The 18,646-nt window shown below is 64.0% G+C and carries 17 protein-coding genes; 1 reads left to right on the top strand and 16 read right to left on the bottom strand.

Annotation, left to right across the window (positions count from 1 at the left end; translation table 11 throughout):
• Nucleotides 1-6 precede the first annotated feature (6 nt).
• The 15 genes from B6V72_RS05745 to B6V72_RS19280 form a co-directional block, all read right to left on the bottom strand.
• Nucleotides 7-2,097: an FAD-binding protein gene (locus B6V72_RS05745; protein WP_088735014.1), complete on the bottom strand. Its 2,091-nt coding sequence runs from the start codon at nucleotides 2,095-2,097 to the stop codon at nucleotides 7-9.
• A 24-nt stretch (nucleotides 2,098-2,121) separates the two neighbouring features.
• Complete coding sequence (locus B6V72_RS05740; protein WP_088722448.1) at nucleotides 2,122-3,291, bottom strand: Gfo/Idh/MocA family oxidoreductase; 1,170 nt, start codon at nucleotides 3,289-3,291, stop codon at nucleotides 2,122-2,124.
• A 93-nt stretch (nucleotides 3,292-3,384) separates the two neighbouring features.
• Nucleotides 3,385-4,410 (bottom strand): LacI family DNA-binding transcriptional regulator, encoded by a 1,026-nt coding sequence (locus B6V72_RS05735; RefSeq protein ID WP_075774240.1) that lies wholly within the window; start codon nucleotides 4,408-4,410, stop codon nucleotides 3,385-3,387.
• Nucleotide 4,411: 1 nt separating this feature from the next.
• The gene (locus B6V72_RS05730) at nucleotides 4,412-4,744 is read right to left on the bottom strand and encodes a Dabb family protein (protein WP_088722447.1); all 333 of its coding nucleotides are present in this window, start codon (nucleotides 4,742-4,744) and stop codon (nucleotides 4,412-4,414) included.
• Between the two features lies 1 nt (nucleotide 4,745).
• On the bottom strand, nucleotides 4,746-6,332 hold the full coding sequence (locus B6V72_RS05725) for a GMC family oxidoreductase N-terminal domain-containing protein (RefSeq protein WP_088735012.1): 1,587 nt from the start codon (nucleotides 6,330-6,332) through the stop codon (nucleotides 4,746-4,748).
• A gap of 41 nt (nucleotides 6,333-6,373) precedes the next feature.
• Nucleotides 6,374-7,873, bottom strand: coding sequence for a GMC family oxidoreductase (locus B6V72_RS05720; RefSeq protein WP_088735011.1), 1,500 nt, complete (start codon nucleotides 7,871-7,873; stop codon nucleotides 6,374-6,376).
• On the bottom strand, nucleotides 7,870-8,982 hold the full coding sequence (ugpC, locus tag B6V72_RS05715; protein WP_088735009.1) for a sn-glycerol-3-phosphate ABC transporter ATP-binding protein UgpC: 1,113 nt from the start codon (nucleotides 8,980-8,982) through the stop codon (nucleotides 7,870-7,872). Before ugpC ends, B6V72_RS05720 begins: the two co-directional genes overlap by 4 nt.
• A 5-nt stretch (nucleotides 8,983-8,987) precedes the next feature.
• The gene (locus B6V72_RS05710; RefSeq protein ID WP_088735007.1) at nucleotides 8,988-9,872 is read right to left on the bottom strand and encodes a carbohydrate ABC transporter permease; all 885 of its coding nucleotides are present in this window, start codon (nucleotides 9,870-9,872) and stop codon (nucleotides 8,988-8,990) included.
• Nucleotides 9,872-10,765 carry a sugar ABC transporter permease gene (locus B6V72_RS05705; protein ID WP_075774234.1) on the bottom strand — a complete coding sequence of 298 codons (894 nt, stop codon included), beginning with the start codon at nucleotides 10,763-10,765 and terminating at the stop codon, nucleotides 9,872-9,874. The genes B6V72_RS05710 and B6V72_RS05705 overlap by 1 nt, the downstream gene beginning before the upstream one ends.
• Nucleotides 10,766-10,838: 73 nt before the next feature.
• The gene (locus tag B6V72_RS05700) at nucleotides 10,839-12,089 is read right to left on the bottom strand and encodes an ABC transporter substrate-binding protein (protein WP_075774233.1); all 1,251 of its coding nucleotides are present in this window, start codon (nucleotides 12,087-12,089) and stop codon (nucleotides 10,839-10,841) included.
• Between the two features lie 56 nt (nucleotides 12,090-12,145).
• Complete coding sequence (locus B6V72_RS05695; RefSeq protein ID WP_088735005.1) at nucleotides 12,146-13,672, bottom strand: aldehyde dehydrogenase family protein; 1,527 nt, start codon at nucleotides 13,670-13,672, stop codon at nucleotides 12,146-12,148.
• Between the two features lie 2 nt (nucleotides 13,673-13,674).
• Nucleotides 13,675-14,442 (bottom strand): enoyl-CoA hydratase/isomerase family protein, encoded by a 768-nt coding sequence (locus B6V72_RS05690; RefSeq protein ID WP_088735003.1) that lies wholly within the window; start codon nucleotides 14,440-14,442, stop codon nucleotides 13,675-13,677.
• The gene (locus B6V72_RS05685; protein ID WP_088735001.1) at nucleotides 14,439-16,010 is read right to left on the bottom strand and encodes a CoA-transferase; all 1,572 of its coding nucleotides are present in this window, start codon (nucleotides 16,008-16,010) and stop codon (nucleotides 14,439-14,441) included. The genes B6V72_RS05690 and B6V72_RS05685 overlap by 4 nt, the downstream gene beginning before the upstream one ends.
• 185 nt (nucleotides 16,011-16,195) lie before the next feature.
• Nucleotides 16,196-16,405 (bottom strand): hypothetical protein, encoded by a 210-nt coding sequence (locus tag B6V72_RS19285; protein ID WP_206185769.1) that lies wholly within the window; start codon nucleotides 16,403-16,405, stop codon nucleotides 16,196-16,198.
• A 30-nt stretch (nucleotides 16,406-16,435) separates the two neighbouring features.
• On the bottom strand, nucleotides 16,436-16,672 hold the full coding sequence (locus B6V72_RS19280) for a glutathione S-transferase domain-containing protein (RefSeq protein ID WP_199224610.1): 237 nt from the start codon (nucleotides 16,670-16,672) through the stop codon (nucleotides 16,436-16,438).
• 460 nt (nucleotides 16,673-17,132) lie between these two features.
• Here B6V72_RS19280 and B6V72_RS05670 point away from each other — a divergent pair, with 460 nt between their 5' ends.
• Entirely contained in the window at nucleotides 17,133-17,315 is a 183-nt protein-coding gene (locus B6V72_RS05670) for a hypothetical protein (protein ID WP_088734997.1), read from the top strand.
• Between the two features lie 290 nt (nucleotides 17,316-17,605).
• Here the strand turns inward: B6V72_RS05670 and B6V72_RS05665 are convergent, their stop codons facing one another.
• Nucleotides 17,606-18,646: an HlyD family secretion protein gene (locus B6V72_RS05665; protein WP_088734995.1), complete on the bottom strand. Its 1,041-nt coding sequence runs from the start codon at nucleotides 18,644-18,646 to the stop codon at nucleotides 17,606-17,608.

Raw genomic sequence — 18,646 nt, 5'->3', positions numbered from 1 at the left:
TCTCTCTCATTCGCGCAGGCCTTTCGCGTCGAGGTCAAAGATGCGGCCGGTCAACCAATCGGGCCAGTCGCGCTCGAAGAAGGCACGCGCACTCTCGTCGAAGCTTCGGTTTTTGCGGGTGGCGATCTTCAACTCCTCCCCCTCCAGACGGACCAGGATTTGCGTCTGCTTGTCGATCTCCCGCTCTGTCTTGAAACGGAACGCAGCCAGATCCGTATCGCGCGCCATCGGGATCGCCTCCCCGTCGTCAGAGCAGATCGCGCGCGCGCCGCGGCTGCCACCGCCTTGCGAGATATACTGGTCGAGCGCGGCAAGGACGGCTTCGGAGGCGAGTGCCATCTGCTGCCACTGGATCGCGCGCGCGCCGTCGCCCGACCGGTCCGGGGCGATGCCGTCGGCGCGCAACTTCCGGTTCAACTCGCGCGCCGCTGCAAGCGCATCGGCGACGTCCGCGCCATTGCAGATCATCCCGGCATGGTCGCTCATCCGGGCCTGAACTTCGTCGCGGACCGACTTCACGGAATGTGCGCTGTCCGTGTTCAACCGTGCAAGCAGATCCGTCACAGCCGAAATGAGGGCCTCCGATCCGACAGTCTCCGGCGCATGGGCCGTGCGGCTCGCGCCGATATGCTCGCCCACCCGGGTGCCGAAGACCTGACCGGCATTGAGGGCCGATCCACCCGGACGCGTCACGCCATGCGTGCCCGCCGCCTCGCCCGCGGCATAGACACCGCGCAGGTTGGAGCGCCCCCAGGGATCGACCGCGATCCCGCCGTTCATATGCTGGTTGTTTACCGCGAATTCGAGCGGCGCGGCGGCGATGTCCACCTTGTAGCGGCGGTACAGTTCGATCGCGAGCGGGTTCATGTGGCGCAGCCGGTCGATCGGTAGCTCCTGATCCGCCCCGGCGGTGCCGAGATAAGTCCGCACGTCTTCGTCGAGGCGGGTAAGATCGAAAGGCTGATCTCCGGGCACCGGAAGCGGATTGCGGTTGAAATCCATGAAGACCCGCCGCCCCGCGGCGCTCTCGCGCCAAATCGCCAGATCGACGAGGCTCGACGCGAAATCCAGCATCCGCGTCGCGTGGAACGGCCACTGATAGCCCTTGCGGAAGACGTTGGAGGCCAGTTCTTGCGTGGTGCGATAGTACTGCGCGAGGAAGTGATGCTCGCGCCCGTCGGCATCGACCGAATAGATATGCGGCAGGGATTGCACGTAAGTTCCCGACAGGTTCCAAGGGAACCCCTCGCGGCGCGTGCCGATGCCGAACTGGCTCTCGGTGAGGTTCACCAGTTCGATCCCCGCTTCGAGCGCGAGACCCAGCGTTCCGAAACAGCCATTGGGATAGACGCTGTCGCGATAGAGCTCGCCCGGCCCGCCCGCCGCGAGCACGATATTCGGCGCGGCAAACAGCACGAGACCGTAGGGATTGCCGTCGCTGCGGTCGGCTTTGCGGAAGGCCAGCGCCCCGGTGACACAGCGGCCATCCCCCTCCCCTTCGGTGAGCAGTTGCACGACCGTCGTGTGGTTGAAGATCGGCACGTCGAGCCGCAGCGCCTCTTCCGCCAGCACCTTGACCATCAGCCGCGAGGTTCGGGGGCCGCAGCTTGTCGCGCGCCCGGTCTCGTCATGGTCGGTCTTGTAGCGCAGCGTCGCGCCGAACCGGTCCTGCGGCAGCGGCAGGCCGAGATATTGCAACGAGGCCATCATGCGCGGCGAGCCGACCGCCTCGATATAGGCCGTATCCTCGTCCATCGCTCCGCCAGCCCGGATCGCCCGCGCCATCGCCTGGAAATCATCGCCGTGATCGGCGGTATTCGCGGTGTGCAGTGTCTGCTTGTCGGAGCCCGAGCATGCGGAGGTTCCGCCCCACGCGCTCTGGCTCGCGACGATCACCTCGCCGCCGCGTCGCTTGAGTTCGACGGCGGCGCGAAGACCCGCGGCCCCGCTGCCGACCACGAGGCAGCCGGTGCGATAGACCGGAAGAGAGAGGCCCGCGATCTCGAGCATCTCCGGGACCGCCTCGTCGGCCCGCAGCCGCGGCATCTCGATATCGGTCAGGGCGTCGAGGATTTCCTGAGGGATTGCACTGTCCATGTCTTGGCTCCGTTTGCGGTCCGGTCAGCTTTGCGGAATATCGACCCAGGCGCGTTGCCGGGACGAGCTCATGCAGGCGTCGACGATCTGGGTGATGTGATGGCCCGTCTCGAAGGTCGGCCACATCGCCTTGCCGGAGACGATGGAGCGGATGACCTCCGCCGCTTCGATGATCTTGGTCTCGTTATAGCCGAGTGCGAAATTCGGCAGCGGCAGGAAGGCCGCGTAGGTCGGATGCTCGGGCCCGACATCGATCTCGCGGTAGCCGCGGCGCCCGATCGGATCGGCATTGGTGTAGAAGCGCAGCCGGTTCACCTCGTCGAACGTATAGGCGAGGCTGCCTTTCGTGCCGTAGATCTCGTAGGTCTGCATGAATTTGCGCCCGGTCGCGACACGGCTGAAATCCACGATCCCGTTGGCGCCGTTCTCGAACGTGCACAGAATCTGGCTCGCGTCGGGATTGGTGATATCGGCCCATTCCTCGCTGCCGGTCAGCTCTGCCGTCTCACCGAGCCCCAGACCTTCGATCTTCGGACGGCGCGGCGTGACGATGATGTTGTTGGCAATCAGCGACGAGACGCGACCGACGAGGAATTCCATGAAGCTGAAGACATGGCTGCCGGTATCCCCGACGATCCCGGTCGGCGCGAGCGACCCATCGGCGCGCCACATATAGGGCACCATCGGGTCGCCATACATGTCGACATGCTGGCACCCTTTGAACATCGTGATCTCGCCGATTTCGCCCGCATCGATGATCTCCTTCGCAAGATCATGGACGGGGTTGCGCGGGAAGCCGTGACCGACGCGGGTGATAAGGCCGCGCGCCTTCGCGATATCGGCAAGCTCGCGCGCCTCCTCGGCGGACTCGGCAAGGGGCTTTTCGCAAAAGACATGCTTGCCCGCTTCGAGCGCGGCTTTCGCAACCTCGTAATGCAGGTTGTCGGGCAGGCAGATATCCACGAGATCGACCTCGGGATCGGAGATCACCTCGCGCCAGTCCTGAACGATCCGCGCACCGGGCACCCGCGCGGCAAGCTCCTGCGCTCGCGCGGGATTGCGATCGACGAGGGTGACGACGCGCGCCGTGCCACCTTCAGTGCCGAAGAAATGCGGAAAGGTCTGATAGGCCATCGTGTGGACTTTGCCCATCCACCCCGAAGCGCCGAGCACGGCAACACGAATCTCTGTCATTTGAACACTCCTCTCCTGTCCGCGCCGGTGTCTCTCTGCGCGGTCTCGTCTCTGTTTCGTCCGAACGGGCGGGCCTCCCGTCTCCCTGTCGTCTCAGCCCGCAGGCGTCTCGCCACTCGAGCCACGAATGGCCAGCGAGACCGGCGTGCGGATTTCCGGCGGCGGCACCTTGTCGTTCTCGAGCCAGGCGAGGATCGTTTCGGCGACAAGCTTCCCGAAGCCGTCAATGTCGCAGCGCACCGAGCTGAGCGGGGGCCAGGAATGGGCCGCCTCCTCGATGTCATCGAAGCCCACGATGCGCAGATCGCGGCCGACATTGCGCCCGATCTCGGCGCAGCCCGAAATCATCCCGAGCGCGACCTGATCGTTGAAGCAGACCGCGCCATCCACCTCCGGATGGTCGTCCGCCAGCTCATGCGCCGCCTGCCTGCCGAAGGCGCGGCTCGCACTGCCGGTCAGGACATGGGGTTCGAGCCCGGCGCTCTCTATCGCAGTCAGATACCCTGCCATGCGCTCCTGCGTGACGGCCCGGCCCTCCAGACCACCGACGAAGGCGATCCGCTTCGCGCCTTGTTCGAGGAGATGCTCGGTCGCGATACGCGTCCCGTTCGGATAGTCCGGCGCGGCGAAGGGGAAAAGCTCGGTCCGCATCTCGACTTTGCGCAGCACCTGCATCGCCGGAATGCCCGCCCGCTGAAGCGCCTCGAAGCTCAGCGCCTCGTCGCCATAGGCGGGCGAGAGGATCATCGCGGAGACGCCGTGCTCGATCATCGCCTCGACCACCTGCGCCTGAAGCTGCGGGTCTTCGTCAGTATTGGCCACGACGGCCGCATAGCCGCGGCTCGACAGCGCCATCTGCAACGACGTCGCGAACTCAGTGAAGAAAGGGTTGCGCAGGTCGTTGATCACCAGACCGACAAGCCCTGCCCCGGCGCTGCGCAAATTGGCTGCCGCGCGGTTATAGACATAGCCGATCTCGGCCATCGCAGCCTGCACCTGCTCGCGTGTTTTCTGCTTCACCAAGGGGCTGTTCTGGATCACGAGGCTGACTGTCGATTTCGACACCCCGGCCTTTCGGGCCACGTCGATGATCGTCGGTCTGCGGTCGCTCGGCGCCATGTCACGCCCCCTGCGACGGAGTTGCGATCTCGAAATCGAAGACAAGAATGCCGTCGATCCCGCCTTGAGCGTTGGCCACGAGCTTCGCCCCGAGCGCCCGGTGATCGGGATGTTCCTGGTAGGCGGCGAGCGCCTCCCAGTCGCGGAAATCGACGGTGAAGCCATGCATGTAACCGCGCTCGATCTTCTCGGGGCTCTCGGAGCGGCCCGCGCAGATTGCACCGAGGCCGTCGACCTTGCCCTCAATCGCGCGCAGCTCCTCCCAGAGCGGTGCGATCTCTTCCTCGCTCAGCCCGGGTTTGAATTTGACGAGAACGATGTGGCGCACTGTCATGTCAGCCTCCATGTGACGCGCGGATCATATCGGCGGCTTTCTCGCCGATCATGATTGCCGCAGCGTTGGTGTTGGACGAAATCACACGCGGCATAATCGAGTTGTCGACGACGCGCAGCCCCTCGATCCCGTTGAACCGCAATGTCGGGTCTACGACAGCCCCCGCATCGGCGCCCATGCGACATGTCCCTGCGCAGTGATGCGAGGTTTTCGAATGGGTGCAGATGAAATCAAAATAGTCCTCGTCGGTCCGCACGTCGGGACCGGGAAGGCGCTCGGCGAGGATATATTTGCGCATCGGGGCTTGTGACAGGATTTCCTGCGTCAGCTTCAGCCCCCGGATCGACATTTCGCGATCGAGCGGGTCCTGCAGGTAGTTCGGATCGATCAACGGCGCGACCGCCGGATCGCCGCTTTGCAGGCGGACGCTGCCGCGCGAGCGCGGGCGCAGGTAACAGGAATTGAGCGTGATACCGCCCTGCGGCATGGAAACCACGCCATGTTCAATGCCGGTCCCGAGTCCGAGATGGAACTGCAGATCCGGCGACCGTGCCTCGGGATCGGCATACCAGAAGCCACCAGTTTCGAACAAAGACGACGCAACCGGCCCCTTCCGTCCGAACAGATATTGCAGCCCCGCCAACGCCGCCCAATGCGGCTTCGCATAGCGGTCATAACTGTAGGGGCCGGAAAGCTCGCTGATGCAGTAGAGGTCGAGGTGATCCTGCAGATTGGACCCCACCTCCGGCTGGTCGAAGACGACATCGATCCCGAGCGAGGCCAGCTCATCCGCCGGTCCGATACCCGACAGCTGCAGCAGCCGCGGCGAGCCGATCGCCCCAGAACATAGCAGCACTTCACTTTCTGCCCGTAGGCGCGTGCCATCGACAAGCTCGACCCCGGTCGCGCGGCCATTCTCGACCACGATCCGGCGCACCTGCGCACCCAGCTTCACCGTGAGGTTCTCGCGGTGACGGTTCGGCGCGACATAGGCCATCGCAGCCGAGGAGCGGCGCACATTGCGCTGGGTCAGCTGGTAATAGGCGACCCCGTCCTGCTTCTCACCGTTCACGTCGTAATTGCGCGGAATGCCGAGCTCGGCGGCCGCTTCGAAATAGGCCTCGCAGACCGGCAGGGGCGCGCGCGGATCGCTCACGCCGAGCGGGCCGCCCTTGCCGTGATAGCGGTTCTCGATGCTCGCGTTATCCTCGGCCTTGCGGAAATAGGGCAGCACATCTTCATAGCCCCAGCCGGTACACCCCATCTGACGCCATTCGTCGTAATCGAGCGCATTGCCGCGGGTATAGACCTGAGCATTGATCGCGGAGCCGCCGCCGATCACCTTGGCCTGGGTGTAGCGAAAGACCTTGTTCTGCATGTGCCGCTGCGGAACCGTTTCCCAGCCCCAGCTGCCGATGCCCTTGGTCATCTTCGCGAAGCCCGCGGGCAGATGAAAGAACGGGTGGCGATCGCTGCCGCCCGCCTCGAGCAGCAGGACGTCCGCCGACGGGTTCTCGGAGAGACGCCCGGCCAGTACCGACCCCGCCGAACCGCCGCCGATAATTATGAAATCGTAAGTCGTCTTCATGCTGGCCTCCTTGGCCAAGTCTCTCGCCGCAGCCCGGTGGCTCAGGCGGCGAGCTCTGTCTGTGCGATATGCTCAGCCGCGCGCAGGGCGAGCGCCGCGACGGTAAGGGCGGGGTTCACGGCAGCCGAGGTCGGCAGGACGGACGCATCGGCGATGAACAGGTTCGGGTGATCATGGCTGCGGCAGAACGTGTCGACGACGCTCGACGCCGGATCGCTACCCATCCGCGCCGTCCCGCATTGATGTGACGGGGTCTGCCGGTCGAAGGGCCGCGCGAGCACGATCGGATAGCCCGCAGCGCGCAGCTTTCGGCGCAGCATGTCGACGAGTTCGAGATGGGTCTCCCAGTTCGAGCGCTTCCAATCGAGCCGGATCTTGCCCTCCTTCAGCGTCACGCGGCTCTCGGGATTGGGCAGGTCTTCAGACATCGCGTAGAGATCGACCGAGCGGTTGGCGATCCAGCTTGCCACCGGACGCGGCAGCGGCGAGGCCGAGGCGAGGATCGGACCGGAGATTTTGCCGAGCAGCTGGATATTGCCTAGCGGCGCGCCGTTCGCCCCGCCCGAGAGGTAGAAATCGTTGATCGCCAGCGTCTTCTGGTAGATTGCGCGGTTCCGGCGCAGCGGGTGCAGCGCCAGCACGGCCGAGCAATTGTGGTTCATGAAATTGCGCCCGACCTGATCGGAACCATTCGCCAGCCCGGTCGGATGGCGCTCAGTCGCAGAGGCCAGCAAAAGGGCCGCGCTTTGCACCGCCCCGGCGGAGAGCACCACGACCGACGCCGTGAGCGTCCGGACCTGCCCGTCTTTCTCGATCTCGACCCCGCTTATGCGGTTCTCGGCATCGACGATCAGACGCCGCGCCCGCGCGCCCGTCATCAGCTTGACATTCTGGGATTTCAGCGCAGTCGCCAGACCGACGCTTTCGGCATCCATCTTGCCGCCGCAGGTATCGGGGAACGCATCCCAAGGCGTCTGCCCATGCGAGAGCCAACGGTCGATCTCGACCCCGAGCGGCAGGGAGGACGGGTGCAGCCCGACCGATTTCAGCCGCCGCCGGAGCGCCGCGATATCGGGCTCGTCCGGGACCGGAGGATGTGCGTAGAGGCCGGAATGGCGCGGCTCCGTCGGATCCTCTCCAAGCTGACCGCGCACCTGATAGAGCGCCTCGGCCCTCTGGTAGAACGGCTCGATCTCGTCATAGGCGATCGGCCAACCCGGCGTGGTCCCGCCTTGATGCTCCACTGGCGAGAAATCCGCCTTGCGATAGCGCATCAGAACGGCGCCGTAGAACTTCGAATTGCCGCCGACATTGTAGTAATTGCCGGGGCTGAACGGCACGTCATCGCCATCGAGCCAGGTTTCCTCGGGCCGGTAATGACCGCGCGCGAAGATCGCGTCGGGATCGCGCGCATCCGGCGTGTCGGGCAGGCGTTCGCCACGCTCGAGCACCAGCACGCGCCGTCCCGTCTCGGCCAGCGCCGCCGCCGTGGTGGCACCGCCCATACCCGAACCGATGATGATGACGTCGGCATCGCTCATGGCTGGATGCGCTCCTCCGTCTTGGGATCGAAGGCCACCGCCTTGTCCATGTTGACGGCGAAATCGAAGACCTCGCCCGCCCGCACGGTCACATCGGCCCGCATCCGGGCGATGGCATCGCGACCGCCCAGGGTCATCGTCACGAAGGTGTCCGACCCGGCAGGTTCGGTTACGCCGATATGATTGCGCAGCGGCGCTATATGGGCGGCGTTACGATCCGCGCCCTCCGGATCCGTAATCGTCTCCGGTCGGATGCCGAGAAGGATCTCGCGCCCGTCCCACTGGGCGAGATTGGCTTGCGGGAAGCGGAGCAGTTGCTCCCCCCCGTCATGGCCCGTCACGGCCGCGTGGGGCGCACCGTCCTTCACCACGATCCGCGCCGGAACCACGTTCATCGCGGGGCTGCCCATGAAGGTCGCCACGAACACATTCGACGGCGTGTCGTAGATTTCCTTCGGCGTGCCGAGCTGCTGCACATAGCCCTTGTTCATCACCGCGATCCGGGTCGAGAGCGTCATCGCCTCGATCTGGTCGTGGGTCACGTAGACGATCGTGGTGCCAAGGCTCTGGTGCAGCTTCTTGATCTCGGTGCGCATGTCGACGCGCAGTTTCGCATCGAGGTTCGACAGCGGTTCGTCGAAGAGGAACACGTCCGGGTCACGCACCAGCGCACGTCCCATCGCGACGCGTTGGCGCTGACCGCCCGAAAGCTGCCCCGGCTTGCGGTCGAGCAGATTGTCGATCTGCAGCATCTCCGCCACCCGGTTCATCGCCTCTTCGCGTTCGGGTTTGGGGGTGCCGTGCATCTCAAGGCCGAAGGTGATGTTCTGGCCGACGGTCATGTTCGGGTAGAGCGCGTAGGACTGGAACACCATCGCGATGTTGCGCTTCGACGGGTGCACACCGTTCATCGTGCGTCCCTTGATCGAAATCTCGCCGGAGGTGATTCCTTCCAGCCCTGCGATCATGCTCAGAAGCGTCGACTTGCCGCAGCCGGACGGACCGACCAGCACGAGGAATTCACCTTCATCGACCGAGATGTCGACGCTGTGCAGCACTTCGACCGCGCCGTAGGACTTGGTGACGTTTGAAATATCGAGGAGACCCATTGGCATTACCCCTTGACTGAGCCCGCCATCAGGCCGCGCACGAAGAAGCGCCCCGAGACGATGTAGACGATGAGAGTGGGCAGCGCCGCAAGGATCGCACCCGCGAAGTGGACGTTGTAGGCCTTCACGCCGGTCGAGCTTTGAACGAGGTTGTTCAAGGCGACGGTCATCGGCTGGCTGGCCTGCCCGGCGAAGGACGACCCGAACAGGAAGTCGTTCCAGATATTGGTGAACTGCCAGATGATCGTGACCACGATGATAGGCCCCGACAGCGGCAGAAGGATGCGGTAGAAGATCCGGAAGAATCCGGCCCCGTCGATCTGCGCCGCGCGCACCAGTTCGGTCGGGAAGGCCGAGTAGTAGTTGCGGAAATATAGCGTCGTGAAGCCAAGCCCGTAGACGACGTGGACGAGGATCAGCCCCGGCACCGAGCCTGCGAGCCCGATCATGCCCAGCACCCGCGCCATCGGGATCAGCACGATCTGGAACGGGATGAAGCAGGAAAACAGCAGCATCCCGAAGAGGATCGTATCGCCGCGGAACCGCCACTTGGTCAGCACGTATCCGTTGAGCGCGCCCATGATGGTCGAGATCGCCACCGCCGGAACCACGATCAGGATCGAGTTGATGAAGTAGGGGCGCAGGCCGGTCGGCTGCACGCCGATCTGGGCCGAGGACCAGGCTTCGCGCCAGGGATCGAAAGTCCAGACATCGGGCAGCGCCATCATGTTGCCGCCGGTGATCTCGCTCAGAGGTTTGACCGAGTTGATCAGCATCACCGCGAGCGGCAGCAGGTAGAACAGCGCGAACAGCAGCAGGAAAAGATAGATGAAGGTGCGGGTTACGCGATTTGTGCGGATCGCGACCCCGGTATCGACGGCGCCGGACATTACTTCGGCTCCTTCAGTTCGGCATAGAGATAGGGGATCATGATCGCGGCGATGGTCATCAGCATGATAACCGCCGACGCTGCGCCCACGCCCATCTCGTTGCGGGTGAAAGTGTAGGAATACATGAAGGTCGCGGGCAACTCGGTGGCCCGGCCCGGGCCGCCACCGGTCAGCGCGATCACGAGGTCATACGATTTGACCGCGAGGTGCGCGAGGATGACGAATGCCGACAGGAACGCGGGCCGAAGCTGCGGAATGATGATGCGGCGATAGAGGTTCCAGTTGGAGGCGCCGTCCATCTGCGCCGCTTTCAGGATCTCGTTGTCGATCCCGCGGAGCCCGGCGAGGAACATTGCCATGACGAAGCCCGAGCTTTGCCAGACTGCGGCGATCACCACGGTGTAGATCGCCATGGACGAGCTTTTGATCCAGCCGAAATGGAAGCTCTCCCAGCCCCAAAGATGCAGCGTGTGCTCGATCCCGATGCCCGGATCGAGAAGCCATTTCCACGCCGTCCCCGTCACGATGAACGAGAGCGCCATCGGATAAAGGAAGATCGGGCGCAGAAGCCCCTCGCCGCGGATTTTCTGATCGAGAAAGATCGCGAGAGAAAGGCCGATCGCGATACAGATCGCGATGTAGAGAGAGGCGAAGATCGCGAGGTTCTGCACCGCGATCGTCCAGGTCGGCAATTGGAAGAGACGCCAGTAATTGTGCCACCCGACAAGGTCGAACGTTGGAAGAATTCGGCTGTTCGTGAACGACAGGTAGCCGGTGAAAACGATGAAGCCGTAGACGAAGATCAGCATCGACGCGACAGAGGGCGCGAGAACGATCTTGGGAATCCATTCCTGAAGCCGGGTACGCAAGTCTGACTGGACCGGACGGGCCATTGCTCTCTCCTTTAGGGAAATGAGACGGATCGGTGACGTACGGGCCGGTCTCAGAGACCGGCCCGAGGGCCTTTTACTGGGCCAGCGACACGGCCTTGACGAGTTCCTTGGCGGCGGTCTCGGCGTCATAGTCGCCGTTGAAATTCGCCGTCACCACGTCATAGATCGCGTTCTTCACCGAAGCCGGGTCAGCATGGCCATGCGCCATAGAGCCCAGAAGCGTGCCGTTCTGGCTCGCCGATTTCAGCTGAGCCATCGCCTTCTTGCCGCAAGCGTCGAACTCTTCGTCCGACACGTCGGTGCGCGAGGGAACAGAGCCTTTCACCGTGTTGAAGGCGATCTGGAACGAGGGCGACATCACGGCTTTCGCCATTGCGTCCTGTGCGGCCTGTGCGTCCTCGCCCACCTTGAACATCGCGAACTGGTCGGCGTTGAAGGTCACATCGTCCGCGGTGCCCGGGGTCCGGAAGCAGCCGAAATCGACCTCGGCCTCTTTGCCGGCCCGCAGGAATTCACCCTTGGCCCAGTCGCCCATCATCTGGAAGGCGGCCTCGCCATTGATGACCATCGCGGTCGCGAGGTTCCAGTCGCGGCCCGAGAAGTTCGGGTCGACGAAGCTGTGGAGCTGCTCCATGCGCTTGAAGGATTCGACCATCTGCGGACCGCCGAGCGCGTCGGGATCGAGATCGATGAAGGCCTTCTTATAGAAGTCGGGGCCACCGACCGAGAGCACGACGCCATCGAACATCGTCGCTTCCTGCCAGGGCTGGCCACCAGCGGCGAGCGCGATCTTCCCGGAATCCTTCACCTTCTGCATCGCAGCGATGAACTCATCCCAGGTCTTCGGCTCTTCGATCCCCAGATCGGCAAGCATCTTCTTGTTCGACCAGACCCAGTTGGTCGAGTGCACGTTCACCGGAACCGCGACCCAGTGACCGTCGTATTTCGAGAACTTCTGGAGCGCCTCGGGAACGACGGCATCCCAGTTGCCATCGGCCGCCACCTTGTCGAGCTGGGCCAAAGCGCCCTGCTGTGCCCAGTCGGAGATGTCGAAGCCGAGCATCTGGACCGCGGTCGGCGGATCACCGGAGGTGACGCGCGCACGCAGCACCGTCATCGCGCTCTGGCCGCCGCCACCGGCGACGGGCATGTCCTTCCAGCCGATCCCCTCCTTCTGCAGATCGTCCTTGAGAACGTTGAGAGCGGCCGCCTCGCCGCCCGACGTCCACCAGTGAAGGACCTCCACATCCTTCGCTTGCGCCGACCCTGCGACGAGCGCCAGAACGCTCGCCATTTTCAGTGTCCGTCCGATGTAACTACGCATTGATTTTCCTCCCTGTTGCGTTGTCGTTACACATCCCTCCCGCGCGACCCTTCAGGTCATTCGGGTCTCACCCAAGGCTCCCGCGTGCGACCGATGCGCATCACGAGCGTCTTGATCTCGAAGAACTCCTCCAGGCCATAGCGTCCGATCTCTCTCCCCTGACCGGATTGCTTGACTCCGCCGAAGCTCAATTCCGGAAAGCCGTCCATCCAAGTATTCGTCCAGACGGTCCCCGCCTGCGCCCGAGTCGAGAACTCGAGACAGGTGTGGACGTTCTCGCTCCAAACGCCCGCAGACAGACCGTAGCTTGCGTCGTTCGTTAGCGCTACAGCTTCGTCCATCGTGCGGAAGGTCAGCACCGAGAGAACCGGCCCGAACACCTCTTCTCGGGCGATCGCCATCTCCGGCGAAACGCCGCGCACGACTGTCGGCTGATAGAATTGCCCCTCGAGCCCCGGCACGGTCATCGGCCCGCCCCCCAGCGCGATCTCGGCCCCCTCGGTGACCGCGGCGCGGACGTAGTCGTCGATCTTGCCTTGATGCTGGACGGAGATGATCGCCCCGACCTGCGTGCGCGGGTCAAGCGGATCGCCGAAGGCCACGCGCTTCGACAGCTCCACGACGCGCTCGACCACCTCATCCACGATATCTTCATGGACGATGATCCGGCTGCTCGAATTGCAGCATTGCCCGGTATTGAAATAGACGCCGAAGGTGATCGCGTCGGCTGCGCTCTCGATATCGGCATCGGGGAACACGACCTGCGGATTCTTCCCGCCCAGCTCCAGTGCGACCTTTTTCAACGTGCTCGACGCGGCCGCCGAGATCGCCTTGCCGACCGCGGTCGAGCCGGTGAATGTTACCATGTCAACCGCCTCATGCGTCGTCATCAAGCTGCCCACGGACGCCCCGTAGCCCAGAACGATATTCACGACGCCCGGCGGCATCCCTGCCTCGACCAACAGCTCCCCGAGCATCACCGTGGTCGACGGCGTCAGCTCGGACGGTTTGATTACCGTGGTGCAGCCGGCGGCGAGCGCGAAGGGCAGCTTTTGGCTCAGGATCCAGAACGGGAAGTTCCACGGCGTGATCATCGACACGACACCGATTGGGTCTTTGACGACGACACCGAGGATGTCGGGCCCCAGCGTATTGTGGCTATCGCCATGCATCGTGCGCGCCAACGACGCCGCGTAGCGCCACAGATCGGCCGCGCCCGACACTTCGGCGCGCGATTGCGAGATCGGCTTGCCACTCTCGAGCGTCTCCAGCAGCGCCATCCGCTCGACATTGCCCTCGATCAGATCGGCGACGCGCAGCAGCACGGTCGCGCGCTCCTTGCCCGAGATCCGGCTCCAGACGCCGCTGTCGAACGCCTCGCTCGCCGCGACGATCGCGGCTTCCGCATCGACTTCGGCGCCCAGTGCCGCGCGGCTGACGAGGCAGCCATGCGCCGGGGACATCCGATCGTAGCTCTCACCGGAGGCACTGTCGCGCCACTCGCCTGCGATCAGGTGACGACAGATGAAGGGCTCTGCGGGGAGCGCCGCATCGACGGCAGAGATCAGGTTCAGCTCGGTCATGTTCAAAGTCCCGAAAAATTAGGTTTGCGTTTCTCGCGGAAGGCCGTGACCCCTTCGGCGCGATCTTCGCTGGCCGAAATGGCGGCACTTCCAAGCGCCTCAGCCATTGCACCGCGATCTTCACCCGCCGCGACATGGATCATCGATTTCGTGATTTCGACGGCGCGGGGCGACAGCCCGAGCGCACGGTCGATCAGGGCCTGCGCTGCCGCGCGCGGATCCTCGGAGACCGCGGCCACGAAGCCGACCGCCAGCGCCCGGTCGGCCTTCACGCGGTGACCGAAAAGCGCCATCTCCTTCACCATTGGTTCGGGCAGCAGACGCATCAGCCGCTGCGTGCCCGACCAGCCGGGAACGATCCCGACGCCAGCTTCCGGGAGGGCAAGGCTGGCGCCGGGTGCCATGACCCGAAGGTCGCAGGCTGCGGCAAGTTCGAGACCGCCCCCGAAGGCGTGTCCGTTCAGCACCGCAATCGTCGGCTTCGAGAGGCGCGCGAGCCGGTCGAAAATCCGATGTCCGTCGCGGACCCAATGCCGCGCGAACTCGGCCGGGCTCAGATCGCCCCATCCGTTGATATCCGCCCCGGTGCAGAAGGCCCGGTCGCCCTCGGCGCTCACCAGCACGCAGCGAATCTCGACGTCTCTTTCGATCCGATCGAGATGCGCCTCGAGCGCGCTCAGCATCTCGACCGTGAGAGCGTTCATCTTCTCCGGGTTGTCGAGGCGCAACTCTGCTACCGCGCCGTCGATGTTCAGGTGAATGTCGCTCATGGCGTCCACCCCATCGGGGCGTCGGCGAGCAACTTCGTGGACATGGTGACGGCATTCTCCTCCACGCGCACCCGCCCCTCGGAAGCGCCAACGATATCGCGCTCAGGATCGATCCCCGGCATGATTTCGGTGGCGATGAGCCCCTTGTCATCGAGCCGCATCACGCAGCGCTCGGTGATATAGAGCACCTCCTGCCCCTGCTCTCGCGCACGCTCCCCGGAGAAGGTCACATGTTCGACCCGGTCGACCATCTTGGTGAACTTGCCGGGTGCGCGGACGCGGATGCCAGCCTCGTCCATCTCCATCTGCGCGCCTGCCTCGAACCAGCCCGAGAAGACGATCTTGCGCGCATGGGCGGTGATATCGACGAAGCCGCCGCAGCCTGCGGTGAGGTAAGGTTTCTTGCCGAGCTTGGAGACATTCACATTCCCCTGCACATCGACCTCGAGGAAGGACAGGAAGGACATGTCGAACCCGGCGCCCTGGAAATAGATGAATTGCTGGGGCGAGGGCACGTAGCCATCGGCGTTCGATGCACAGCCGAAAGCAAATCCGGTCAAGGGCATCCCGCCCACCGCGCCCTGTTCGATCGCCCAGGTGACCGCATCATGGTGGCCCTCTTCGAGCAGGATGCGCGGCACCATCGCCGAAATCCCGAAACCGAGATTGGCGGTCATGCCGCCGCGAAGCTCCATTGCTGCGCGCCGTGCGATGACCTTCTCGATGCCATGTTCGGCCAATTCGAAGCTCGACCACGGACGCATCACTTGCCCCGAGATCGCCGGATCGTAGGGCGTCTCGCAGGTTTGTTTCTGATCCTCGTCCACGACCACGCAGTCCACAAGATGCCCCGGCACCCGGACATCGTGGGGGCGCAGGGAGCCCGCAGCCGTGACGCGCTCCACCTGCGCGATCACCAGCCCGCCATTGTTGCGGACCGCAATCGCCTGCTCGAGCCCGCCGAGATAGGCCCCCTCGTGCTCATAGGTCAGATTGCCGCGCTCATCCGCGGTGGTGGCGCGCAGGATGCAGACGTCGGGGTAAATATTCGGAAAATGGAGCCAGGTGTCACCATCGAACTCCACCCGGCGCACGATGGGCGCGCCTGCTGCGCGATCGTTCATCGCACAGCCCTCGCGCTCGGGGTCGACGAAGGTCTTCAAGCCGACCTTGGTCATCACGCCCGGACGGCGCGCCGCCGCCTCGCGATGCATATCGAACAGGATGCCGGAGGGCACGTTATAGGCTGCCACCCGATCCTCAACGACCATCTTCCAGATTTCCGGCATCGGCAGGTTCGAGGAACCCGACGGGTAGGAACCTGCCAGAACGGTATCGAGCAGACCATCCTTCGCGATGTGGTCGATGCCCTTCACCCCGTACATGTCCCCCGCGGCGATCGGGTGGATTGTGGTGATGTTTTTCGGATGCTGCTCCCGATCGAAGCGCTCGCCGATCGCCTTGAGCACGGAGTCGGGACACCCCAACGCCGAAGACGAGGAAACCGTGATGACAGCACCATCCGCAATCTTCCCTACCGCTTCCGACGCACTGACAATCGTGCCCATAGTCCGCTTCTCCCTGTTCAACCGCACATCCGCTAAAACAATTTTAGGAACGTTCCAAAATTAATAGGAACGTTCCAATTTTTTGTCAAACGCCTTTTTCGAGTGCGGGGCCCAAGGAGTGCCAAAAGGCATGGCTACAGCTAGGAAACGAAGGAGTTTCGGTGCCCTCCGTCCCTCCGAAGCGTTCAGGCCACGAGGCCGAGCGCCTCGTCACTTGCGGCGCCGGAATACTTGTCGCGCGGCGGCCACGGCCGGTCCTGCCAAGGCGGGGTGAAGATGAAGCTCGAGACCGACCACCCGTCGAGGAGCGCCCCATTCCCTGCTCCGTGCGCGTAGTCGTAATAGAGTTTGACGATCTCTTCGCGGCTCACCTGCTCCGTCGCCTCGTGGGCCATGCAGGCTTCCCGCCACGCGCGGACCCGGTCCTACCCGGCACCCTCGGGCAACTGAAAACCTTCGTAATAGTCGAGGAACCAGAACCTCTTGAACATCGGAGTGAATACGGTTTCGGCAAGCCCGAACTCGTCGAACAGGTACGGCCCTTCGGGGCTGTGCTCGAGCAGGAACCCGTCGATGTCGCGATAGAGGGACAGGAGCTTCTCGGCCCAATCGTCGCGACGGTCGCGATCCTGGTTAAGCACGAACCGGTACCCTGTCATCATGAACGCCCCCTCTCGCGCGCCCGGCAAGGGGCTTGGGGACGAGGCGATCATCACGGGTGGGTTCACCCGATCCGATCAACGACGTCGCGACCCTGAACATGCGCTCGGCCCCGTCGACCGGGGCAAGCATCGTCACCCGCCTCGCGGATGGGCAGAATCTGCGCAATCTCGGGTGTCGCATGGCAGAGGGGCGCCGTTGGTGCCAAGTTGCGACGCTCGCCGATCCTGGCTTCGAGGGCTGGGCTGCGGGAGAGTATTTGATCGAAGGCACCGGGACACCGACTCGAGCGGAGGCCGCCCCGAGTCCGAAACCGAAGATAGTGACAGGCTCAGGTCAGGAACGCGTGCGTTTCGCCTCAGGCAGTTCGGATGCGCGACTTCACGGGGGGGTCTCCAGCCCGGGAAATCGCGCCGTTACCTGCTCAACGCGCGGGACGGGTAGGATCTGAACGTTCGGGTGATGGTGCAGGAAGCCCCCCTCACCTACCGACTCTACAACCCTGACAAGAGCCCTCTCTTGGGCGACATGACGACGAGCAAGGATTACCGCGGTCAGCTTTTCCAGTCGGGCGATCATGTGATCGAGGTGATCAACAGCACCAATGCGCCCTCGAGCTATGAGCGTCTCGTCGCGGTCAAGTAAGCCCGCGACGCAGCCCGCATCACACAGGCCACCGTCAAGCGCTTCCCACACAGGAAATACCGCGGTTAAGCGGCCCACGTCAGTCATCGGAGGGGAGGAGGAGGCGGTGACCTCAGGGAGGAGGAGAGAGGCCACCGCCAATTTCCGAGGCTCAGGGAGGAGGAGAGAGCCTCAGGAACTGGTGCAGCGAATTGCTCGCTGCGTTGAGATTGTTTTCGCACAGATGCTGCGCCGCAGAAATAGCTTATTCGACATAGCCGCGCTGCATCTTCCGCATAGCTGTCGCAAGGTCAGTATCCGTGCTGCGGCGCGCTGACCTCGGCGGACAGTCCCGGGGCCAGTCTCGCAGTCTGCGGCTGATCCGGGTCAATCGAGATGCGCACCGGCACGCGCTGCGCGATCTTGGTGAAGTTGCCGGTCGCATTGGAGCCCGAAAGCAGGCTGAACTGCCCTGCCGTGGCAGGCGAGAACCGTTCGATATGGCCTCTGAACTCGGTCTTCCCCAGAGCGTCGACGGTGAAGGTCACCGGCTCACCCATGCGCAGCCCTGCCAGCTGGGTCTCCTTGTAATTCGCGATCAGCCAGAGGTCGGAGGGCACGAGCGAAACCAGCGTGCTCCCGGCGCTGACGAACTTGCCGACCCGAGCCGAAACCTGACCCAGTCGCCCATCCTGGGGCGCACGGATCACCGCATGATCGAGCGCCACCTGCGCCGCATCCAGCGACGCCTGCGCGGCATCGGTCTTCGCGGCGAGCGAGCGTTTGTTCAATTCCGCCGTCTGAACCGCTTGTTGGGCCACATCGATGGCGCTTTGCGCCTCTTGCACGCCCGCCTTCGCCTGATCGAGCGTAAGCTGCGCCTGATCGGCATCCGATTGCGAGACATAGCTTTTCTTCGTCAGCTTCGAGGCCCGGTCGCGCGCGGTCTGCGCGGTGGCCTGCGCCGCTTTCGCCGAGGCCAGCGCGGCCTGTTTCGCCTCCAGCGTCGCCTTGGCCGAGTTCACCGCCTGCGCCCCGTTCGACTGCGCAGCCTTCGCCGTCTCAAGCGCGGCCTGCGCCTGTTCCACCGCCGCTTTCAACGCGCGATCGTCCAGCCGCACCAGCACATCGCCCTTCTTGACCTCCTCGAAATCGCTGACCGGCACCGCCGTGACTTCGGCCGCGACCTGCGCGGAGATCGGCGTGACCTTGCCCTGCAGATAGGCATTGTCGGTCCATGCGACGTCGGAACGGAAAGGCGGAAGGCGCCATGCATAGAGCACGGTCGCGACACCGGCGAGCGCGATCAAAAGGATCAGGGCAGAAGCAATATAGCGGCGGGTCTGAGACAT

It is taken from the genome of Thioclava sp. F34-6 (genome assembly GCF_002213235.1).
Lineage (GTDB): Bacteria > Pseudomonadota > Alphaproteobacteria > Rhodobacterales > Rhodobacteraceae > Thioclava > Thioclava nitratireducens.
Note: the sequence above shows the minus strand (reverse complement) of the source record. Positions and strands in the feature narration are given on the sequence as shown.

What these genes read in the sequence shown, in the direction of transcription:
- B6V72_RS05730 (WP_088722447.1), bottom strand. Translation starts at nt 4,744, where the DNA reads ATGACAGTGCGCCACATCGTTCTCGTCAAATTCAAACCCGGGCTGAGC.
- B6V72_RS05705 (WP_075774234.1), bottom strand. Translation starts at nt 10,765, where the DNA reads ATGGCCCGTCCGGTCCAGTCAGACTTGCGTACCCGGCTTCAGGAATGG.
- B6V72_RS05670 (WP_088734997.1), top strand. Translation starts at nt 17,133, where the DNA reads ATGGTGCAGGAAGCCCCCCTCACCTACCGACTCTACAACCCTGACAAG.
- B6V72_RS05685 (WP_088735001.1), bottom strand. Translation starts at nt 16,010, where the DNA reads ATGGGCACGATTGTCAGTGCGTCGGAAGCGGTAGGGAAGATTGCGGAT.
- B6V72_RS05665 (WP_088734995.1), bottom strand. Translation starts at nt 18,646, where the DNA reads ATGTCTCAGACCCGCCGCTATATTGCTTCTGCCCTGATCCTTTTGATC.
- B6V72_RS05700 (WP_075774233.1), bottom strand. Translation starts at nt 12,089, where the DNA reads ATGCGTAGTTACATCGGACGGACACTGAAAATGGCGAGCGTTCTGGCG.
- B6V72_RS05690 (WP_088735003.1), bottom strand. Translation starts at nt 14,442, where the DNA reads ATGAGCGACATTCACCTGAACATCGACGGCGCGGTAGCAGAGTTGCGC.
- ugpC (WP_088735009.1), bottom strand. Translation starts at nt 8,982, where the DNA reads ATGGGTCTCCTCGATATTTCAAACGTCACCAAGTCCTACGGCGCGGTC.
- B6V72_RS05725 (WP_088735012.1), bottom strand. Translation starts at nt 6,332, where the DNA reads ATGAAGACGACTTACGATTTCATAATTATCGGCGGCGGTTCGGCGGGG.
- B6V72_RS05745 (WP_088735014.1), bottom strand. Translation starts at nt 2,097, where the DNA reads ATGGACAGTGCAATCCCTCAGGAAATCCTCGACGCCCTGACCGATATC.
- B6V72_RS19280 (WP_199224610.1), bottom strand. Translation starts at nt 16,672, where the DNA reads ATGATGACAGGGTACCGGTTCGTGCTTAACCAGGATCGCGACCGTCGC.
- B6V72_RS19285 (WP_206185769.1), bottom strand. Translation starts at nt 16,405, where the DNA reads ATGGCCCACGAGGCGACGGAGCAGGTGAGCCGCGAAGAGATCGTCAAA.
- B6V72_RS05735 (WP_075774240.1), bottom strand. Translation starts at nt 4,410, where the DNA reads ATGGCGCCGAGCGACCGCAGACCGACGATCATCGACGTGGCCCGAAAG.
- B6V72_RS05720 (WP_088735011.1), bottom strand. Translation starts at nt 7,873, where the DNA reads ATGAGCGATGCCGACGTCATCATCATCGGTTCGGGTATGGGCGGTGCC.
- B6V72_RS05695 (WP_088735005.1), bottom strand. Translation starts at nt 13,672, where the DNA reads ATGACCGAGCTGAACCTGATCTCTGCCGTCGATGCGGCGCTCCCCGCA.
- B6V72_RS05740 (WP_088722448.1), bottom strand. Translation starts at nt 3,291, where the DNA reads ATGACAGAGATTCGTGTTGCCGTGCTCGGCGCTTCGGGGTGGATGGGC.
- B6V72_RS05710 (WP_088735007.1), bottom strand. Translation starts at nt 9,872, where the DNA reads ATGTCCGGCGCCGTCGATACCGGGGTCGCGATCCGCACAAATCGCGTA.